Source organism: Thermosporothrix sp. COM3, assembly GCF_059696735.1.
The window spans coordinates 3,210,925-3,229,485 of the sequence record NZ_AP019376.1; the positions used below are offsets into that span (position 1 = coordinate 3,210,925).

Annotated in this window: 5 protein-coding genes; all 5 read left to right on the forward strand. The window is 52.5% G+C overall.

The window, feature by feature from the left end:
• Positions 1 to 177 precede the first annotated feature (177 nt).
• Positions 178 to 1,443: a condensation domain-containing protein gene (locus KTH_RS13800; RefSeq protein WP_497619408.1), complete on the forward strand. Its 1,266-nt coding sequence runs from the start codon at positions 178 to 180 to the stop codon at positions 1,441 to 1,443.
• The gene (locus tag KTH_RS13805; RefSeq protein ID WP_497619410.1) at positions 1,433 to 3,421 is read left to right on the forward strand and encodes an AMP-binding protein; all 1,989 of its coding nucleotides are present in this window, start codon (positions 1,433 to 1,435) and stop codon (positions 3,419 to 3,421) included. The genes KTH_RS13800 and KTH_RS13805 overlap by 11 nt, the downstream gene beginning before the upstream one ends.
• On the forward strand, positions 3,402 to 7,646 hold the full coding sequence (locus KTH_RS13810; protein ID WP_497619413.1) for a thioester reductase domain-containing protein: 4,245 nt from the start codon (positions 3,402 to 3,404) through the stop codon (positions 7,644 to 7,646). Before KTH_RS13805 ends, KTH_RS13810 begins: the two co-directional genes overlap by 20 nt.
• A gap of 49 nt (positions 7,647 to 7,695) precedes the next feature.
• Complete coding sequence (locus KTH_RS13815; protein WP_497619415.1) at positions 7,696 to 17,271, forward strand: non-ribosomal peptide synthetase; 9,576 nt, start codon at positions 7,696 to 7,698, stop codon at positions 17,269 to 17,271.
• 466 nt (positions 17,272 to 17,737) lie between these two features.
• Positions 17,738 to 18,487, forward strand: a complete 750-nt coding sequence (locus KTH_RS13820; protein ID WP_497619417.1) for a response regulator transcription factor — start codon at positions 17,738 to 17,740, stop codon at positions 18,485 to 18,487.
• The last annotated feature ends 74 nt before the right edge of the window (positions 18,488 to 18,561 follow it).

The window sequence follows — 18,561 nt, forward strand, 5'->3', positions numbered from 1 at the left end:
TCATGTATCGAAAGGTACATTCAGCATTTCGCTTGCCTGTGTTTCAGAGCATCGGGCAGTAGAAATACATCTTTTGGCACATGACAGAGGAGAAGAGAAGGGCATACACTTGAAAAGTGTGTAATGAGGCAATATAGCGTTGACATGATGATTGGAAAGAGACGATAAGGAGCAAGTATGGCATCCTCCCGGTATGGAAGAATGAAGCTCTCCGCAGAGAAACAGGCACTCCTTCAACGCCTGTTGCAGCAACAGGGGCTTACCGCTCAGACAGAGCAGAAGTCTATTCAGCGTGAACAGACTGTTCCTCTCTCCTTTGCGCAGCAGCGGGTATGGTTTTTACATCAGATAGAGCCAACCAGTAGCAATTTTCATATGCTTACCGGTCTTCGCCTTCTGGGAGATTTGCATGTGGATGCATTGGAGGCCAGCTTGAATGAGATGATCAGACGCCATGATATTTTGCGGACGACCTTTCCTGTTGTTCATGGCTCGCCTGTGCAACACATTGGCCCGGCCTATACGCTCAAGTTAGAGCCTGTAGTGCTTGTCAACCTCTCAGAGCAGGAGCAGAAGCAGGAAATTATCCGGACAATTCGGAAAGATAAACAGAAGCCCTTTCATCTGGAAAGCGGTCCGCTTCTACGCGTATATCTCTTTGCGACCCGGGAGAATGAGCATATTCTTTTCCTCTCGCTCCACCATATTATCGCCGATGCCTGGTCAATGGGGATTCTTTCACAAGAACTTTCACAGCTCTATGATGCTTTTGTGAATGAGCGGCCTTCTCCATTGCCTCCCCTCGCTGTTCAGTATGCGGATTTTGTGCAATGGCAACAGGAGCGGGTACAGGGGGAACGCGGGAATGCACAGCTCCACTACTGGCTTCAGCGTCTGTCTGATAGTCCTGCACCGCTGGCATTGCCGACAGATCATCCTCGCCACGCAAGGCAGGGGTATAGCGGGCATACTTTTTCCTTCACGCTAGATGCTGCCCTGCATGAGAAGCTCATTGCGCTTTGTCAGCGCGAAGGGGTGACACTGGTGATGCTGATGCTGGCAGCTTTCCAGGTCCTGTTAAGTCGTTACACTGGACAGGAAGATATTGCAGTTGGGTTGCCCGTTTCCAACCGGACACGGACCGACTTTGAGCCGCTGATTGGCAACTTTGTCAATACAGTTGTTATACGTGCCGATTTGAAGGAGAACCCGACCTTCCGAACCATCTTACAGCGGGTTAAGGCTGATGCACTGGATGCCTATAGCAATCAGGATATCCCTTTTGAGCGAGTGGTTGAAGCATTGCGGCCGGTGCGCGACCCCGGTCGAACCGTCCTGTTTCAGGTCTTGTTTTCGCTTCAGAACGCCTATCGGGAACAGGAATTGACCGGACTTGTCTGTCTCCCCTTTGAAGTAGAGGACAATGCTTTCTATGGAGAATAAAACAGCCAGATTTGAGCTTACTTTGTTGTTAGAGGAGAGCGAGCAAGGGATGAAGGGTTCGCTCGAATACAATGGTGAGCTGTTTGAACGAGCCAGTATCGAGCAGATGATGGAGAGCTATCGCATGCTTCTGGCCGCCCTGGTAGACAATCCTGAACAGCGTCTTCAGGATCTTCCTTTGCTTGCTTCTCCGCTGGCGTTCCCGCCAGAAGATGAGATTCCTGCCAATGCTCTCTATGAGCTTTTTGCTTCTCAGGTAGAACGTTCCCCTGACGCGACTGCGCTTGTCTATGAAGGAAAGAGCTATACATATCGCGAGCTCTCCTGTAAAATCGAGAGGGTAGCACAGCATCTGCTGGCAATGGGGATACAGGCAGGTTCATATATCGGGCTTGTCCTGGAACGGTCACTTGCTGCTGTCATAGCGATGCTTGCAATCCTGAGAGCAGGGTGCAGCTCTGTTCCGCTAGAAGAAAAGCCACCCTTTTCGCAAAGAGCGGGAATGCCTTCTATCAGATGTGTTATCTGTGAACAAGCGATGCGAGGCCACTTCAGTGATATTCCGTGCCTCTGTATAGATGAGTTGATAGCACCTCCTGCGCCGCTTCCGGTTCAGGAACGCGAAAAGACGGATATTCTGGCATGGTATCCTTCACTAGACCAAACGCAAAGCCAGCTCTGTCGGTTCCTTCAGCATGCTGTCCAGCATGGTTGGGGAAAAAGAGCTGTCAGCATGGGAGTCTGGTCCTTGCACTCCTCACCAACCTTTCTGTATGAACTATTACTCCCGTTAACTGGTGGAGGGACTGCCTGGCTTGTTCCTGAAGCGTATCGGTTCCCGGGGAAAACGTATTGCGAGTGGTTGGCTACACATCAGATAACCGGTGCCTATCTTCCTGAACATTTTTTGCCCGCGCTTCTGCGCCTGAGTCGTCAAGGATATCTCTGTCCTCTGCAACTGCTTCTGACTCAGAGTAGAACATTTCCCGAGCAGAAGTTACAGGAGCTACAGCAGCGTTTGCCGGGCATAGAGATCATACATGGTTATGGCGTGGCGGGAACGTGGCAGACATTGTATGTGCTGGATGCAACGAAACCCCCGCGTCGCTGCACTCCTATTGGCTATCCTCTTGTTCCGCTTCTTCTTCTGGACCAGCAGAAGCAACAGGTGCCACTGGGAGCTATTGGCGAGATATACGTTGCGGGAGAGCGATCAGAAACCGCTGTGATGATTGCGGGAACACGCTTCTCTCAAACTGGCGACAGGGCCAGAGTACTTCCAGACGGAAGACTTGAACTGATCGGACCGGAAATTCAAGTTCGCAATGAGCGTTTCTCGTTTGCTGCTGTTGCCACTTTGCTGATGGAGCACAGGGAGGTCTATCAGGCTGTTATCGTTGTGCGTGAGAAACAACGACTTGTTGTCTATGTTGTTCCAGAAAAGGAGGCTGAGTGGGCGACGCTCAAACCTGCTCTTCAAGCCATACTACAGGAATATATTCCCGTTTCCTTTGGACCTGTATCGCTTGTCCTGCTTGAGGATGTACCGCTTGATTCTGATGGGGCCGTTTGTTATGAAGCCCTTCCACAGGAAGAAGAGGCCTGCTCTCAAGGAGTGGAGGCTGCTCCTCGTACCCACCTGGAAAAAGAGATAGCCGCTATCTGGTGCCGCCTGTTACAAGTTGAGCAGATCAGCATCCATGACAATTTCTTTGATCGTGGTGGGCATTCGCTCCTGATGATCCGACTGCACAACGAGATTCAAAGTCTGCTCAAGCTCCCTATCGCGGTGCTTGATCTCTTGAAATATTCGACTATCAGGGAATTAGCTGTGTTTTTGCAGGAATGCCAGGAGAAACAGCAGGAACAGGAGGAAGAACAACAGATTGCGACGCGGGCAGAGCGGCAAAATGAGGCTTTGCAGAAACGAAAAGCACTGATGAAGGAGAGGAGACAGCATGATGGAACCCTCCCATGAATCTCTAGATGGCGTTGCCATTATTGGCATGGCCTGTCGCTTCCCGGGAGCGCCAGATGTCGAGGCCTTTTGGAAGCTCCTCTGTGAAGGAAGAGAAGGGATTACGTTTTTCACAGATGAGGAATTGCTTGCTGCCGGGGTTGATCCGGAGCAACTCGCACAGCCGAATTATGTGCGGGCTGCCTCGCTGCTTGAAAAGAGAGAGCTTTTTGATGCCTCGTTTTTCGGCTACACGCCTCGGGAGGCTGAGGTTATGGACCCGCAACACCGGCTATTCCTGGAGTGTGCCTGGCATGCTTTTGAGCACGCTGGCTATAATCCGGAAACCTGTTCGGGAGTAGTCGGGGTGTATATTGGCTCAGGTGATAATGCCTATGTGCTTCATATTCATGCGCATCCCCATATAGAAAAAGCAATCGGCGGAAACGCCATTGATTACCTGAACAGCGGCGATTATATCAGTTCACGAGTTTCCTATAAGTTGAATTTGAAAGGGCCAAGTCTCAATATTCGTTCGGCCTGTTCAAGTTCGCTTGTCGCCATCTATATGGCCTGCCAGAGCCTTATGAGCTATCAATGCGACATGATGCTTGCGGGAGGGGTCTCCGTGAATCCAGCCCCTGATCAGGGGTATCTTTACGAAGAAACCAGTCTGTTATCACCAGATGGGCATTGCAGGGCCTTTGATGCCCGAGCTCAAGGAACCATCTTCGGGGATGGCCTGGGAGCGGTGGTGTTAAAGCGGCTGGAGGATGCTGTGCGAGATGGAGATACGGTGTATGCCGTCATTAAAGGAGGGGCAATCACGAATGATGGAGCATCCAGAGCCAGCTATTCTGTACCGGGTGTGGATGGGCAGGCAACAGCAGTTCTGGAAGCACTGGCTCTGGCGGGTGTTGATCCCGCTACCATTAGTTACGTAGAGGCTCATGCGGCTGGAACCCCTTTGGGTGACTCACTGGAACTGACTGCATTAATAAAAGCGTTCCAACGCAGGACCGCAGAAAAGAGCTATTGTGCACTTGGTTCTGTGAAAAGCAATATCGGGTATTTGAATCATGCATCCGGGGTTGCAGGTCTCATCAAGACTGCTCTTATGCTGAAGCATAAAAGCATGGTCCCCAGTCTGCATTTTCAGCAACCCAATCCTCAAATTGGTTTTGCGACAAGCCCTTTCTATGTCAACACCCAGTACAGGCCGTGGGAAACGCCTGCGCTTCCGCGTCGTGCAGGTGTCAACTCTCTGGGAGTCGGAGGCACAAATGTTCACGTTATCCTGGAAGAGGCTCCTGAAGCCGATCCAGCCCCTTTTTCTCGGCCTGTTCAACTTCTGGTTCTGAGTGCTCGAACGCCTTCCGCTTTAGAGGAAGTCACTGCTCAGCTCGCAAGCCACATTGAGAGACACCCTGAACAGGAGCTGGCAGATATAGCATATACACTTCAGGTCGGACGCAAGCATTTCCCCTACAGGCGTATATGTGTGTGTTGTGATAGGATAGATGCGATTCAGGAGTTACAGGGCAAGAATCCAGCGACGCTTTTAACTCATGTCGATGATGGGTTACGCCGCTCCGTGATTTACCTCTTCCCGGGAGAGGGAAGCCAGCACGGTGGGATGTGCAGCACCCTGTATCAAGAAGAGGCTTTGTTTCGTCAGCACGTTGATAAGGTGGCTGTCCTGCTTCAGAAGTTTCTGGGGGAAGATGTGCGCGCTCTTCTTTTTGCTGATGAGTCCTCCCGGCTGGAGGAGCGACTGCGCGAGCCACAGATCACACAGCCACTCCTCTTTATGCTTGAATACGCGCTGGCTCAGCTATGGATGACCTGGGGCATACAGCCGGATGCAATGCTTGGATGGGGCGTAGGTGAATATGTTGCTGCCTGTCTGGCTGGTGTCATAACGCTGGAAGAAGGACTTGAACTGGCTCTTCTGTATGGCAGGATGGTGCAGAAAACGGGTGGTGGCTGTATGCTGTCAGTGTCTGCATCTGTGAACGAAGTGCTTCCTCTGCTTCCCGCTGAACTTTCACTTGCTGCACAGAACGGATCGACTCAGTGTGTCGTCGCGGGACCATGTGAACGGGTTGAAACACTTCGTGCTCTGCTGAGCGAACGCGGCGTACAATGTCATCTGCTGGAATCAGTATATGCATTTCACTCCCCGATGCTGGACCCGCTACTGAACGAGTTTCGCCATACTGTACAGCGTATTCGCTTTCGCCCTCCGCTAAAACGCTATATATCGAGTGTCACAGGGACATGGATTATGGCAGAGGAGGCAAGCAACCCGGAGTATTGGGTCAGGCATATCCGACAGACCGTGCAATTCGCGGCTGGCCTGCAAACCATTCTGAGGGGCTTTGAAGGGGCTATTCTGCTGGAAGTTGGTCCGGAACAGGTACTGAAAGTATCGGCACAAAGGCAGTTAGACAATACGCCTCATCTTTTTCTGGCCTCCATGAGAAGGGAAGAACAGTGCGTTATGGACACTGATTTTCTCTTGCAAACGCTAGGAAAACTCTGGATGGCGGGCGTACATGTCGACTGGCAGAAAATCTATGCGGATGAGCGACGAAAGCGTGTTCCTCTCCCCGGATATCCTTTTGAGCGAAAGCGGTATTGGCTTGATGCGCCGTCCGGTTTCTATGCAGGACACTCGGTTACCTCTCCTGTGAAAGATACTGCGGTATTTCAGGGCGAGTGTTCGACAGTGATGCAGACAGCATATGTAGCGCCTCGTACGGAGCTGGAACAGCGTCTATGTACTCTCTGGCAGACGTTCTTTGGCTTGCGGGAAATCGGGGTCTATGATGATTTCTTTGAACTGGGAGGGCATTCGCTGCTTGCTACGCAGTTGATCGCTGCCATTAATCAGGCCTGCCAGATAGAGCTTTCTGTCCGGCACCTTCTGGAAAAGCCTACCATTGCGGCACTGGCAGAGGCAATTGAACAACTGCATCGGCAAGCGGCAAACGAAGATGCATCAGGCCCCGAGGCGTTATGGAAAGAGATAGTCCTTGCTGAGGAGATTCGGCTGCCTGCTCATGTCGCGGCGCCAGAAGAGCCAAAAGCCATTCTGCTGACCGGAGCGACTGGCTTTACAGGTGCTTTTTTGCTTTCTGAGCTGTTGCAGAGGACAAAGGCTACTGTGTATTGTCTGGTTCGTGCATCTACACCTGCACAGGCAAGGGAGCGAGTTTTGAATAACCTGAGCTCTCGCACGTTGTCGCGTCAGTGTGATCTTTCGAGGATTATTGCCCTTCAAGGGGATCTGGCGCTGCCCTGTTTCGGGCTTCCTTCTGCTGAGTTTGATCGACTGGCCGAAAGCCTTGATGTGATCTATCACAATGGGGCTCAGGTTAATTTCTTCTATCCCTATCAGACCTTGAAAGCAACCAATGTGCTTGGAACCAGGGAAGTGCTACGCCTTGCGAGCAGAACACGTGTAAAGCCGCTCCATTATATCTCTTCGGTTTCCGTTTTTGATCTTGATGTCTATGATGAAACGATTCTCCAGGAGCATATCATTCCGCGTTGTCGTTCCGAAGCTATAGCAACAGCCAACGGATATAGCCTGAGTAAGTGGGTGGCAGAGCAGATTGTGTTCCAGTATCGTGAAAGAGGACTGCCCGTTACTATTTATCGTCCCGGAACTATTACCGGACATAGTGAGACTGGTGTCAGCAACAGTGGCGATGTGTGGCTGCGTTTGCTTATGACATGTCTTCGTCTGGGGAAAGCTCCTATGCTTGATGAGTATATGGAGATCCTGCCTGTTGATTATGTAAGCAAAGCAATTGTATACCTCTCTCAGCAGCAGAATACCGAGAAAGATGTCTTTCATCTGGTTTCCCCTGAACTGATTCCCTGGCAGGAAGTCCTTCATTGGCTGCGTACTTTTGGCTATCAGGTGGAGCTGGTTCCATTGAGTATCTGGAAGTCCGATATTATTGAAGCACTGAAGGTAAAGCCCGATCCAGATGCGGAGCTTCTTCTGCAATTGCTTGAGGAGGGGGCGGCTTCCGACGCAAACATGTTTGTTCATCGAACGCGGAGACGGAATCGCTTTGGGTGCGAGCGGACTCTAGAAAGGCTCAAAGGATCGTCGATTGTTTACCCATCTGTGGATGCTGATTTGCCAGGCACGTATCTTCACTATCTGATAGATGAAGGATTGATACCAGCTCCCGGGAACATACTCCGAGATTGTTCACATGGTTTGTAAACACAATCGTGATCTATTAGATTGTTGAGAAGTATGAGGAGAAAAACCAATGGCTGATAGATCGAAACAGCTCTCTCTTCAAAAACAGGAATTGCTAAAACATCTTCTGCGCCAGGAGGGAGTGATTAAAGATGAGCAGACCGAACGCGCTCAACGTTGTGTACATCAATTGATTGAAGAGCAGGTAGAACGTATTCCTGCGAGGCTTGCGGTCAGCGATGAGCGGGAAAGTCTGAGCTACTGGGAGCTGAACGAGCGGGCGAACCAACTGGCACATTGCTTACGAGAACGTGGAGTCAGGAGAGGGAGTTTGGTAGGGGTTTGTTTACCGAGATCGGTTGATCTGATTGTGAGCCTGCTTGCGATCTGGAAGGCCGGCGGGGCATATGTGCCGCTTGATCCGGGGGCGCCTCCACAGCGAAACGTGTTACAGATGGAAGAAGCCGGCGTAAAGGTTGTGCTTACGCGAGGGGAAGCCCTGCCGGGAGTGAGTACGGTTGATGTGGAGGTGGTGAGAAGAGCTGTATGGCCGAAGACCAATCTGGATGTAAGCCGAGAACTGGAGGAACTTGCTTATGTAATTTACACTTCCGGTTCTACCGGTAAGCCAAAGGGCGTACAGATTTCCCATGCGAACCTGCTGTATCTGCTTCGCTGGCACATTCAGACCTATGAGATTACTCCTGAGGATCGTGCCACTCAGCTTGCCAGCCCTGCGTTTGACGCCTGTGTCTGGGAAATCTGGCCGTATTTAGTTGTCGGGGCCAGCCTGCATATTCCTGATGAAGAGACGCGCCTTTCGTCGCACCTCTTGCGGGATTGGCTTCTAGAACAGCGCATTACCTATTGTTTTCTTCCCACGCCGCTTGCAGAAACAATACTCGCACTTTCCTGGCCGGAACGTGTGCCATTGCGTGCGTTGCTCACCGGTGGGGATAAACTCCGCCTTTATCCTGAACCCGGTTTGCCCTTCCGTCTGGTGAATCACTATGGCCCTACCGAATGTACGGTTGTAGCTACGGCAGGTACCGTTTCAGCCGGGAAGAAGAAAGACTTGAAGATGCCCGATATCGGGTATCCTATCGCCAGCACGACGGCCTATATTCTGGATGCAAACTTGCAACCGGTATCGGCTGGCGCTGTGGGAGAACTCTATATCGGAGGAGAGGGCGTATCACCGGGGTATCTCAACCGGCCAGAGTTGACAGCGGAGCGTTTTCTTCCAGATCCATTCTCGTCTACTCCTGGCGCTCGAATCTACCGGACGGGTGATCTGGTGCGCACGCTTTCTGATGGCACATTCGAGTATATTGGCCGGAGCGATCACCAGGTAAAGATTCGCGGGTTTCGTATTGAGCCTGGTGAGATTGAGGGGATACTTGCCATGCATCACGGGGTGAAAACGAGCCTGGTCGTAGCGCGAGAAGATATCCCCGAACAAAAAGAACTCGTAGCCTATGTGATACCGCGTGGGGGGCAGCAGGATGAACACTTTCTGGAAGAGCTTCAACAATGGCTTCAGGAACGGCTTCCTTCATATATGCTGCCCGCCGGCTTTGTGCTGCTGAATAGCTTTCCGCTCACGAGCAATGGGAAGGTTGATCGGCAAGCGCTGCCTGCCCTGGCAAAGAGCCGGCAGATGACCGGGACGAGTTATGTTGCGCCGAGAACAGAAGTGGAGGCGACCTTAGTCGAGATCTGGAGAGAGGTTCTGGGTGTGGCACAGGTAGGGGTCGAGGATCGTTTCTTTGCGCTCGGGGGGCATTCCCTTCACGCTACTCAGATAGTAGCCCGAATCTACAGTGCGTTTCAGATTGTCTTCCCGCTCCATCTTTTCTTTGAGCAGCAAGTTATTCGTGCTATGGCGAGCTTTATCGAGAGGCAACAGAAGAGCCAGGGGAAAGATACACAGTTCGCGCTCAAGCGGGTATCACGAACCGAGAGGTTGCCATTGTCGTATGCGCAGCAACGGCTCTGGTTTCTGGATCGGCTGACTCCGGGACAATCAGCCTATACGATTGTGCTGGCGTGGAACCTGTATGGGCCACTGGATCATGAGGCGTTAATTGCAAGCTTATACCGGCTGGTTCGGCGTCAGGAGAGCCTGCGTACGAGCTTTCCCGAAGAGGGAGAGGGTCCGGTCCAACGAATTGCGGAAGAGCCGGGAGCCTTTTTGACGAGGGTGAGCGTGCTTCAGGAGCGAGAGGAGGAGCGAGAGGAGAAGGTGGAGGCATATATCAGGCAGGAGCGTGAGCGGCCCTTTGATCTGGAGCGAGGACCGTTATTTCGGGCGCATGTGGTGGAGGTGAGGGAGGAAGAAACGGTGTTGCTGTTGGTGGCGCATCACAGCATCATTGATGGGTGGTCGGTGCCGAGGTTGGTGAGAGAGCTGAAGGAGGGGTATCGTATGCGGGTGCGTGGAGAGGAGGAGACGAGCGAGGAGTTGGGCTATCAGATGGCGGAGTATGCGTGCTGGCAGCGTGCATGGGGAGAGACGGAGCAGGCGAAAGAGCAGTTGGCCTATTGGAAGCGGAGGTTAGCGGGGGCGGCACCGTTGCTGAGTGTGCCGACGGATCATCCGAGGCCAGCGGTGCAGCGGCATCGAGGAGCGGTTGAGCGGTTCCGGTTGGAGGGAGAGCTGTACAGGAAGGTGCAGCAGTACAGTGAGCGAGAGGAGGTGACGCCGTTTATGGCGTTGCTGGGAGCGTTGATGGTGGTGCTGGCGCGGTACAGCGGGAGTGAAGATATCAGCGTGGGGACGCCGATAGCGAACAGGAGACAGGAGGAGATGGAGGGGGTGATAGGGTTTCTGGTGAATACAGTGGTGGTGAGGGCGAGGATAGAGGGGAAGCTGAGGGAGGTGGTGAGGAGAGTGAAGGAGAGGGTGATAGAGGCGTATGAGCATCAGGAGGTGCCGTTTGAGCAGGTGGTGGAGGCGGTGAGACCGGAGCGGGATCTGAGCTATGCGCCGTTGTTTCAGATGCTCTTTGCGTTAGAGGGGAGGGAGAGAGAGGAGTTGAGGTTAGAGGGTGGAGTGAGGGGTGAAGAGCGGGAGATAGAGGGAGAGACGGCGATGTTTGATCAGGCGTGGTCGTTGCGGGAGGGAGAGGAGGGTGTAGAGGGTGTGATAGAGTACAACTGTGAGTTATATGAGGGAGAGACGATAGGGAGGATGTGGAGACATTACAGGGAGGTGGTGAGGAGGATGGTAGAGGGAGGAGAGGAGGAGGTATGGAGGATAGAGATGAGGGGAGAGGAAGAGCGAGAGGAGATGCGGAGGTGGAATGAGACGAGGGTAGAGTATGGGGTGAAGCTGGTGCATGAGTTAATAGAGGAGCAGGTGAGCAGGACGCCGGAGGCGAAGGCGGTCAGCCTGGAGGGGGAGTGGATCAGTTATCGGGAGTTGAACGAGCGAGCGAACCGGTTGGCGCATCTGTTGCGGAGGCAAGGAGTGGGAGCAGAGGAGCTGGTGGGAGTATATATGAGGCGAAGCATTGAGCAGGTAGTGAGTATGCTGGCGATCTGGAAGGCGGGCGGGGCGTATATGCCGTTGGAGCCGGAGTATCCGTTAGAGAGAATAAGAGGGATGGTGGAGGAGGCGAAGCCGAGGGTGGTGCTGGTAGATGAGGGAGGGGAGGAGCTAGAGAGGATGTGTGGAGTGGAGGTATGGAGCGTGAGGAGAGAGAAGAGGATAGCGGAGCAGCCGGTGACGAATCCGCAGGTGAGGGTGGCGCCGGAGAATCTGGCGTATGTGATCTACACTTCTGGTTCGACCGGTCGCCCAAAAGGAGTAATGATTCCACATCGAGGACTTGTGAATCATTGTGTCGCCATTGCGAAGCGATATGGGCTCCAGGCAACTGATAAAGTATTGCAATTTGCCTCGTTCAGCTTTGATGTTGCCTGCGAAGAACTCTTTCCTGCTCTGACCTGTGGCGCTACAGTCGTGATGTGCTCTCGGGACCTTTCAACCGCTCCCGCTACTATGTTGCGATGGATAGAGCAGGAGGCGTTAACGGTGCTGAATCTTCCCGTACCATACTGGCAGGAATTGATTGAGTATCTGGTTCAGGAGGATATGAGCGTTTCCCTATCGTCTTCTCTGCGTTTGCTTGTGATTGGCAGCGAGAAGGTTCCTCCTGAAGCGGTTGTTCGCTGGCAAAAGCTGATAGGCGATAGGATACAGCTATACAATGCCTATGGCCCGACGGAGGCGACAATTACTGCAACGACCTATCCTCTGGATCTGAAGCGTTCATGGAGCAATGCTTTATCTGTGCCTATAGGGAGACCAATTGATAACGTTGAGCTATATGTGTTAGATCGTTCACTCACACCGGTGCCTGTTGGTGTGCCAGGAGAACTGTATATCGGTGGTGATGGCCTGGCCAGAGGGTACATAAATAACCCGGCTGTAACGGGAGAGCGTTTTTGTCCGAATCCCTATAGCCCACAACCCGGTCAGCGAATGTATAAAACAGGGGATATTGTGCGCTATCTCTCCGATGGTTCCCTTGAGTTTCTGGGGCGAAGCGATCATCAGGTAAAGATTCGCGGGTTCAGGATCGAACTGGGAGAAGTCGAGCAGGCGCTGATGCGGCATCCAGAAATTGCTGAGTGCGTTGTTCATCCCTATGAGGAAAGTGGCCTTCCTCCGGTCTTGATTGCGTATGTTGTTGCGAAGCGCGGATCTGTTCTGTCAGATGGATCTCTGCGCAATTTCTTGAAAGCATACCTGCCAGATTATATGTTGCCCGCCGGCTTTGTGTTGCTGGATAAACTGCCGCTGACGAGTAATGGGAAGGTTGATCGGCAAGCGCTGCCTGCCCCGGCAAAGAGCCGGCAGATGACCGGGACGAGTTATGTTGCGCCGAGAACAGAAGTGGAGGCGACCTTAGTCGAGATCTGGAGAGAGGTTCTGGGTGTGACACAGGTAGGAATCGAGGATAATTTCTTTGCGCTCGGAGGCCACTCGTTGCTTGCTGTGCGCCTGGTGAGTCGTATCCAGCGCGCTCTACAAAAAGAGGTTTCAGTACGAGATTTGTTTGCGTCGCCAACGATTGCAGGATTGGCAGAACATATACAGCATCAGAAAGCTGTTTCCAGCGCCGAGGGCTTGCCTGTGTTAAAGCGGGTATCACGAACCGAGAGGTTGCCATTGTCGTATGCGCAGCAACGGCTCTGGTTTCTGGATCGGCTGACTCCGGGACAATCGGCCTATACGATTGTGCTGGCGTGGAGCCTGTATGGGCCACTGGATCATGAGGCGTTAATTGCAAGCTTATACCGGCTGGTTCGGCGTCAGGAGAGCCTGCGTACGAGCTTTCCCGAAGAGGGAGAGGGTCCGGTCCAACGAATTGCGGAAGAGCCGGGAGCCTTTTTGACGAGGGTGAGCGTGCTTCAGGAGCGAGAGGAGGAGCGAGAGGAGAAGGTGGAGGCATATATCAGGCAGGAGCGTGAGCGGCCCTTTGATCTGGAGCGAGGACCGTTATTTCGGGCGCATGTGGTGGAGGTGAGGGAGGAAGAAACGGTGTTGCTGTTGGTGGCGCATCACAGCATCATTGATGGGTGGTCGGTGCCGAGGTTGGTGAGAGAGCTGAAGGAGGGGTATCGTATGCGGGTGCGTGGAGAGGAGGAGACGAGCGAGGAGTTGGGCTATCAGATGGCGGAGTATGCGTGCTGGCAGCGTGCATGGGGAGAGACGGAGCAGGCGAAAGAGCAGTTGGCCTATTGGAAGCGGAGGTTAGCGGGGGCGGCACCGTTGCTGAGTGTGCCGACGGATCATCCGAGGCCAGCGGTGCAGCGGCATCGAGGAGCGGTTGAGCGGTTCCGGTTGGAGGGAGAGCTGTACAGGAAGGTGCAGCAGTACAGTGAGCGAGAGGGGGTGACGCCGTTTATGGTGTTGCTGGGAGCGTTGATGGTGGTGCTGGCGCGGTACAGCGGGAGTGAAGATATCAGTGTGGGGACGCCGATAGCGAACCGGAGACAGGAGGAGATGGAGGGGGTGATAGGGTTTCTGGTGAATACAGTGGTGGTGAGGGCGAGGATAGAGGGGAAGCTGAGGGAGGTGGTGAGGAGAGTGAAGGAGAGGGTGATAGAGGCGTATGAGCATCAGGAGGTGCCGTTTGAGCAGGTGGTGGAGGCGGTGAGACCGGAGCGGGATCTGAGCTATGCGCCGTTGTTTCAGATGCTCTTTGCGTTGGAGGGGAGGGAGAGAGAGGAGTTGAGGTTAGAGGGTGGAGTGAGGGGTGAAGAGCGGGAGATAGAGGGAGAGACGGCGATGTTTGATCAGGCGTGGTCGTTGCGGGAGGGAGAGGAGGGTGTAGAGGGTGTGATAGAGTACAATTGTGAGTTATATGAGGGAGAGACGATAGGGAGGATGTGGAGACATTACAGGGAGGTGGTGAGGAGGATGGTAGAGGGAGGAGAGGAGGAGGTATGGAGGATAGAGATGAGGGGAGAGGAAGAGCGAGAGGAGATGCGGAGGTGGAATGAGACGAGGGTAGAGTATGGGGTGAAGCTGGTGCATGAGTTAATAGAGGAGCAGGTGAGCAGGACGCCGGAGGCGAAGGCGGTCAGCCTGGAGGGGGAGTGGATCAGTTATCGGGAGTTGAACGAGCGAGCGAACCGGTTGGCGCATCTGTTGCGGAGGCAAGGAGTGGGAGCAGAGGAGCTGGTGGGAGTATATATGAGGCGAAGCATTGAGCAGGTAGTGAGTATGCTGGCGATCTGGAAGGCGGGAGGGGCGTATATGCCGCTGGAGCCGGAGTATCCGTTAGAGAGAATAAGAGGGATGGTGGAGGAGGCGAAGCCGAGGGTGGTGCTGGTAGATGAGGGAGGGGAAGAGCTAGAGAGGATGTGTGGAGTGGAGGTATGGAGCGTGAGGAGAGAGAAGAGGATAGCGGAGCAGCCGGTGACGAATCCGCAGGTGAGGGTGGCGCCGGAGAATCTGGCGTATGTGATCTACACTTCTGGTTCGACCGGTCGCCCAAAGGGAGCGATGAACTCGCATCGCGCGATTTGTAACCGTTTGTATTGGATGCAACAAACCTATCCGCTGAGCCCGGAAGACAAGGTGCTTCAGAAGACACCTTTTAGTTTTGATGTTTCTGTCTGGGAATTCTTCTGGCCGTTGTTAGCCGGTGCATGTCTGGTGATGGCTCGTCCGGAAGGGCACAAGGATAGTGCCTATCTGGTTTCCTTGATTCGAGGTCAGCAGATAACAATAGTTCATTTTGTGCCTTCGATGCTGGCACTCTTCCTTGAGGAACCCGAAGCAGGAACATGCAAAAGTTTACGCCGGGTCTTCTGTAGTGGTGAGGCGCTTCCAGCCTCTGTGCAATCGCGCTTTTTCCAGACACAAACGGCAACACTCCATAACCTCTATGGCCCTACTGAAGCGGCTATTGAAGTTACTTTCTGGGATTGTCTACGAACTGATAGGCGGAAGCTGGTGCCGATAGGAAAACCAATTGCCAATGTTCGTATCTATCTGCTGGATCGTTACGGACAACAGGTTCCGATAGGCGTGCCAGGAGAGCTTTTTATTGGTGGTGTTGCTCCTGCTCGTGGTTATATCAATGAGCCAGCACTAACCGCTTGGAAGTTTCTTCCTGATCCATTCAGCGAGGAGCAGGGGGCGCGGATGTATCGTACTGGCGATCTGGCCCGCTATTTGCCCGATGGATGTATTGAGTTTCTCGGACGCATTGATGATCAGATAAAGATTCGTGGCTGTCGCATTGAGCCAGGAGAGGTTGAGGCTGTGTTACAGCAGCATCCAGATATAGAAGAATGTGTTGTGCTTGCCTATACTGCTTCTGGTGAAAGTGCTGAACTCATCGCATATATTGTACTGCGTGACCCAGAGCAGTTCTCTGTGGACGAAATACGGAACTGGCTACAACACCGATTGCCTGATTATATGATCCCTTCAGCGTTTACGGTACTGAGTCATGTACCCCTTACCACAAGCGGAAAGGTTGATAAAAAAGCGCTCCCCGAGCCGCAGCGAGATCGAGACATGCTGAAAACCGAGTATGTCGGTCCGAGAAGTGAGCTGGAACGGATGCTTGCAGTTCTCTGGGCAGAGGTGCTGGACCTCCCACGAATCAGTGTGACTGATAACTTTTTCAGTCTCGGAGGACATTCATTGCTCGCGATTCAGATCGTTGCACGTATCCGCAAAGTGTTTCACGTTGAGCTCCCTATACGCTCTCTCTTTGAAGCACCGACGGTCGCAGCGCTTGCTGAGCAGATACGGACACTGCATCATACAGGAACAGAATATGATGATGTGTTACGGGTAGAAAAGCGTCCCGAGCTTATTCCGCTTGCGCCTGCTCAGCAGCGCTTCTGGTTTCTAGATCGTATGGACCCTGGATCATCTGCTTATACTATTCCTCTGGCCCTCCATATAAAGGGGGGATTGCAGGAGGCATACTGCCAGCAAGCACTTCAGCTCATGGTGCAGCGTCACGAGGTACTGCGTACAACCATTGCGACGGTGAAAGGAAAACCGGTTCAACGCATTGCTGCACAACTTCATGTGCCCTGCACCCTGCTTGATCTCAGTGATAAGCCGGGCGCTGCTCAGGAGTCTGTTGTGATGCAGACGTTGCAAGCAGAAATAGAACGGCCTTTTATATTGAGTATGGGTCCACTCATTCGCCTGTCACTGCTTCGCTTGCGTAGTGATGAACATATTCTGCTTGTTACGATGCATCATATCATTTCTGATGGGTGGTCGTTTGATATATTCCTACAGGAATTTTGTACACTCTATAATGCACTGGTTTCAGGAAGCACCCCATCGCTGCCCGCGCTTCCCGTGCAATATGCTGATTATGCGCTCTGGCATACTCGTCGCTTAGAGCAGCATATGATGGAAGAGCAATTAGGGTATTGGAAGCAGCAGCTCGCTGATCTGGCTCCCCTGCCCTTGTCCACGAATATGGTGCAGGGGGATCCTCCCCTTGCGGCCTTTATTGTTCGCCTTTCCCCTTCTCTGAGCGAGGCAGCCCGCTTGTTCAGCCGCCGTGAGGGTGTGACTCTCTTTATGTTATTGCTTGCTGTCTTTCAGATGGTGCTCAGGAAATGGACAAAGCAAGAAGATATTGCTGTTGGGACGCTTGTTGCTAACCGTACACGCGTGGAAGTTGAGGCGCTGATTGGCTGCTTTATCAATACTCTTGTATTACGTACACGACTCACAGAAGAATTATCGTTTTATGCTTTTCTCCGCAGAGTACAAGCCGTCACGTTAGAAGCATATATGCATCAGGATGTCCCTTTTGATGCTGTTATGAGCGCGCTTCGGCCTTCTGCTCGAAAGCTGTATAGTGCTATGTTTGCCCTGCACACCGCTCCTTATCAGGAGCCCCCCACACTGATAGGGCTTGAAATGAAGCCTGTTGATCTCCGATCAGCCGTTGCCAGAGTAGAATTGTTTCTTTCATTAGGGGAGGAGAACGGAGAAATTAACGGAGCACTGGAATATAACAGCAATCTTTTTCCGGAAGCTGTGATTGCTCGTTTAGCTTATTGGTATGAGCGCTTGCTTCAGAGCGTCATCAACTATCCCGAGAGAACCCTGGAAGAGCATCTCAGGCTGCTGGATGACTGATACTCGTTTCCCATCTGTGGAAAGAAACTGAGAGAATAACCACCAGGAAGGCAAGGCTTATCATGGCCTTGCCTTTTGCTGTTTAAACGTCCCTGACTGAGGAGAGAGGGGGGGTGGGGGGATGTGTTCGTAATAGCTCTTTGCCAGCCCCTCTGTTCCCCCCTCTATGGGGGGCGCGAACTTTTTGCTAAAAAACCCTACAGTTTGGTGGAGACAACAGAGGACTAAACCCTGTACACTTTCTTCTATTCAAGAGCGCCGTGTCTGAAGGGGGAGGCTGGTTCTGACTGATGCGGTGGTTTGAGTTTGCGACTCAAACGAAAAATATGCGGGCCTTTTCGCGACGTTGTTCAAGGATTTGGTTGTGAGAAATCACCACAGCATAGTTCAGAGCCACCGGTCAGCACCGTACGGAGAAAAGAGAGCCTGTTCCCTCCACAGGTTAACGAAGATGAAGGAGAGAGATATGCAATATGTCGGAAGCCCTGTACAGTTTTCTGATTCTCGGCGAAGAGCTTTGCCTGTGCCGGTTTTTCATTTATTCGTTCGGCTCTGCAATCTTTTTTCTCTGGAGAGCCTGGACGTGTCTTTAAGGGCAGTGGAGGTGTCAGAGGCAAAAACAAGCTCATCTTCTATTTCAATCACAATAAGTATTCAATTGTGTGGTTGGTTGGAGAGCAAGGTTTTGGTACAGCAGATGAAAGATGCTTTTCAGGAATATAATAGAAAACTGGCAGCCGTTGGCCTTCCATCGTTACAGCTCTTTGCAGGCTCTTCCCCTTCATATGTTGAGCAGCAAGGTGCACAGCGTACTCATCTCCTTGCCTCGAATTCCTTAATGGGTATCAGTCTCTCGTTCCTCCCCCAGGAGCGACGCCTTTTACAGATCACTTTACAGCAGCATGCTTCAAACATGAAGGCGCTCATGGGGATGGTACAGGACATACTGGAAATCTTTTTTACAGGGTATCCCGGGGAAAATGAGTGGAGGCGTGGAGAAGACTTTTCTGTGGAAGATGCACCATTACTCACCGAGCGTGAATTAGAGATCCTCGCATATGTTTCTCAAGGCTTTTCTAATCGTGAAATTGCCCAGAAGTGTTGTATTGCGGAAGGAACCGTGAAGAGGCATATGAACAATATTTACTCCAAATTGCAGGTAAAGAGTCGTACTCAGGCGGTTGCCTGTGCTCAATCCCTCAAACTTTTGGCGTAAGGCCAGAACCAGTTTTTTGTGCTTGAAACAGTGATAGAGCGTGGAGAAGCTGAAGGAAAGGACACCTCAAAACA

Excerpts from the sequence above, each read along its gene's own strand:
- KTH_RS13820 (WP_497619417.1), top strand. The coding sequence starts at position 17,738 with ATGCAATATGTCGGAAGCCCTGTACAGTTTTCTGATTCTCGGCGAAGA.
- KTH_RS13815 (WP_497619415.1), top strand. The coding sequence starts at position 7,696 with ATGGCTGATAGATCGAAACAGCTCTCTCTTCAAAAACAGGAATTGCTA.
- KTH_RS13800 (WP_497619408.1), top strand. The coding sequence starts at position 178 with ATGGCATCCTCCCGGTATGGAAGAATGAAGCTCTCCGCAGAGAAACAG.
- KTH_RS13810 (WP_497619413.1), top strand. The coding sequence starts at position 3,402 with ATGATGGAACCCTCCCATGAATCTCTAGATGGCGTTGCCATTATTGGC.
- KTH_RS13805 (WP_497619410.1), top strand. The coding sequence starts at position 1,433 with ATGGAGAATAAAACAGCCAGATTTGAGCTTACTTTGTTGTTAGAGGAG.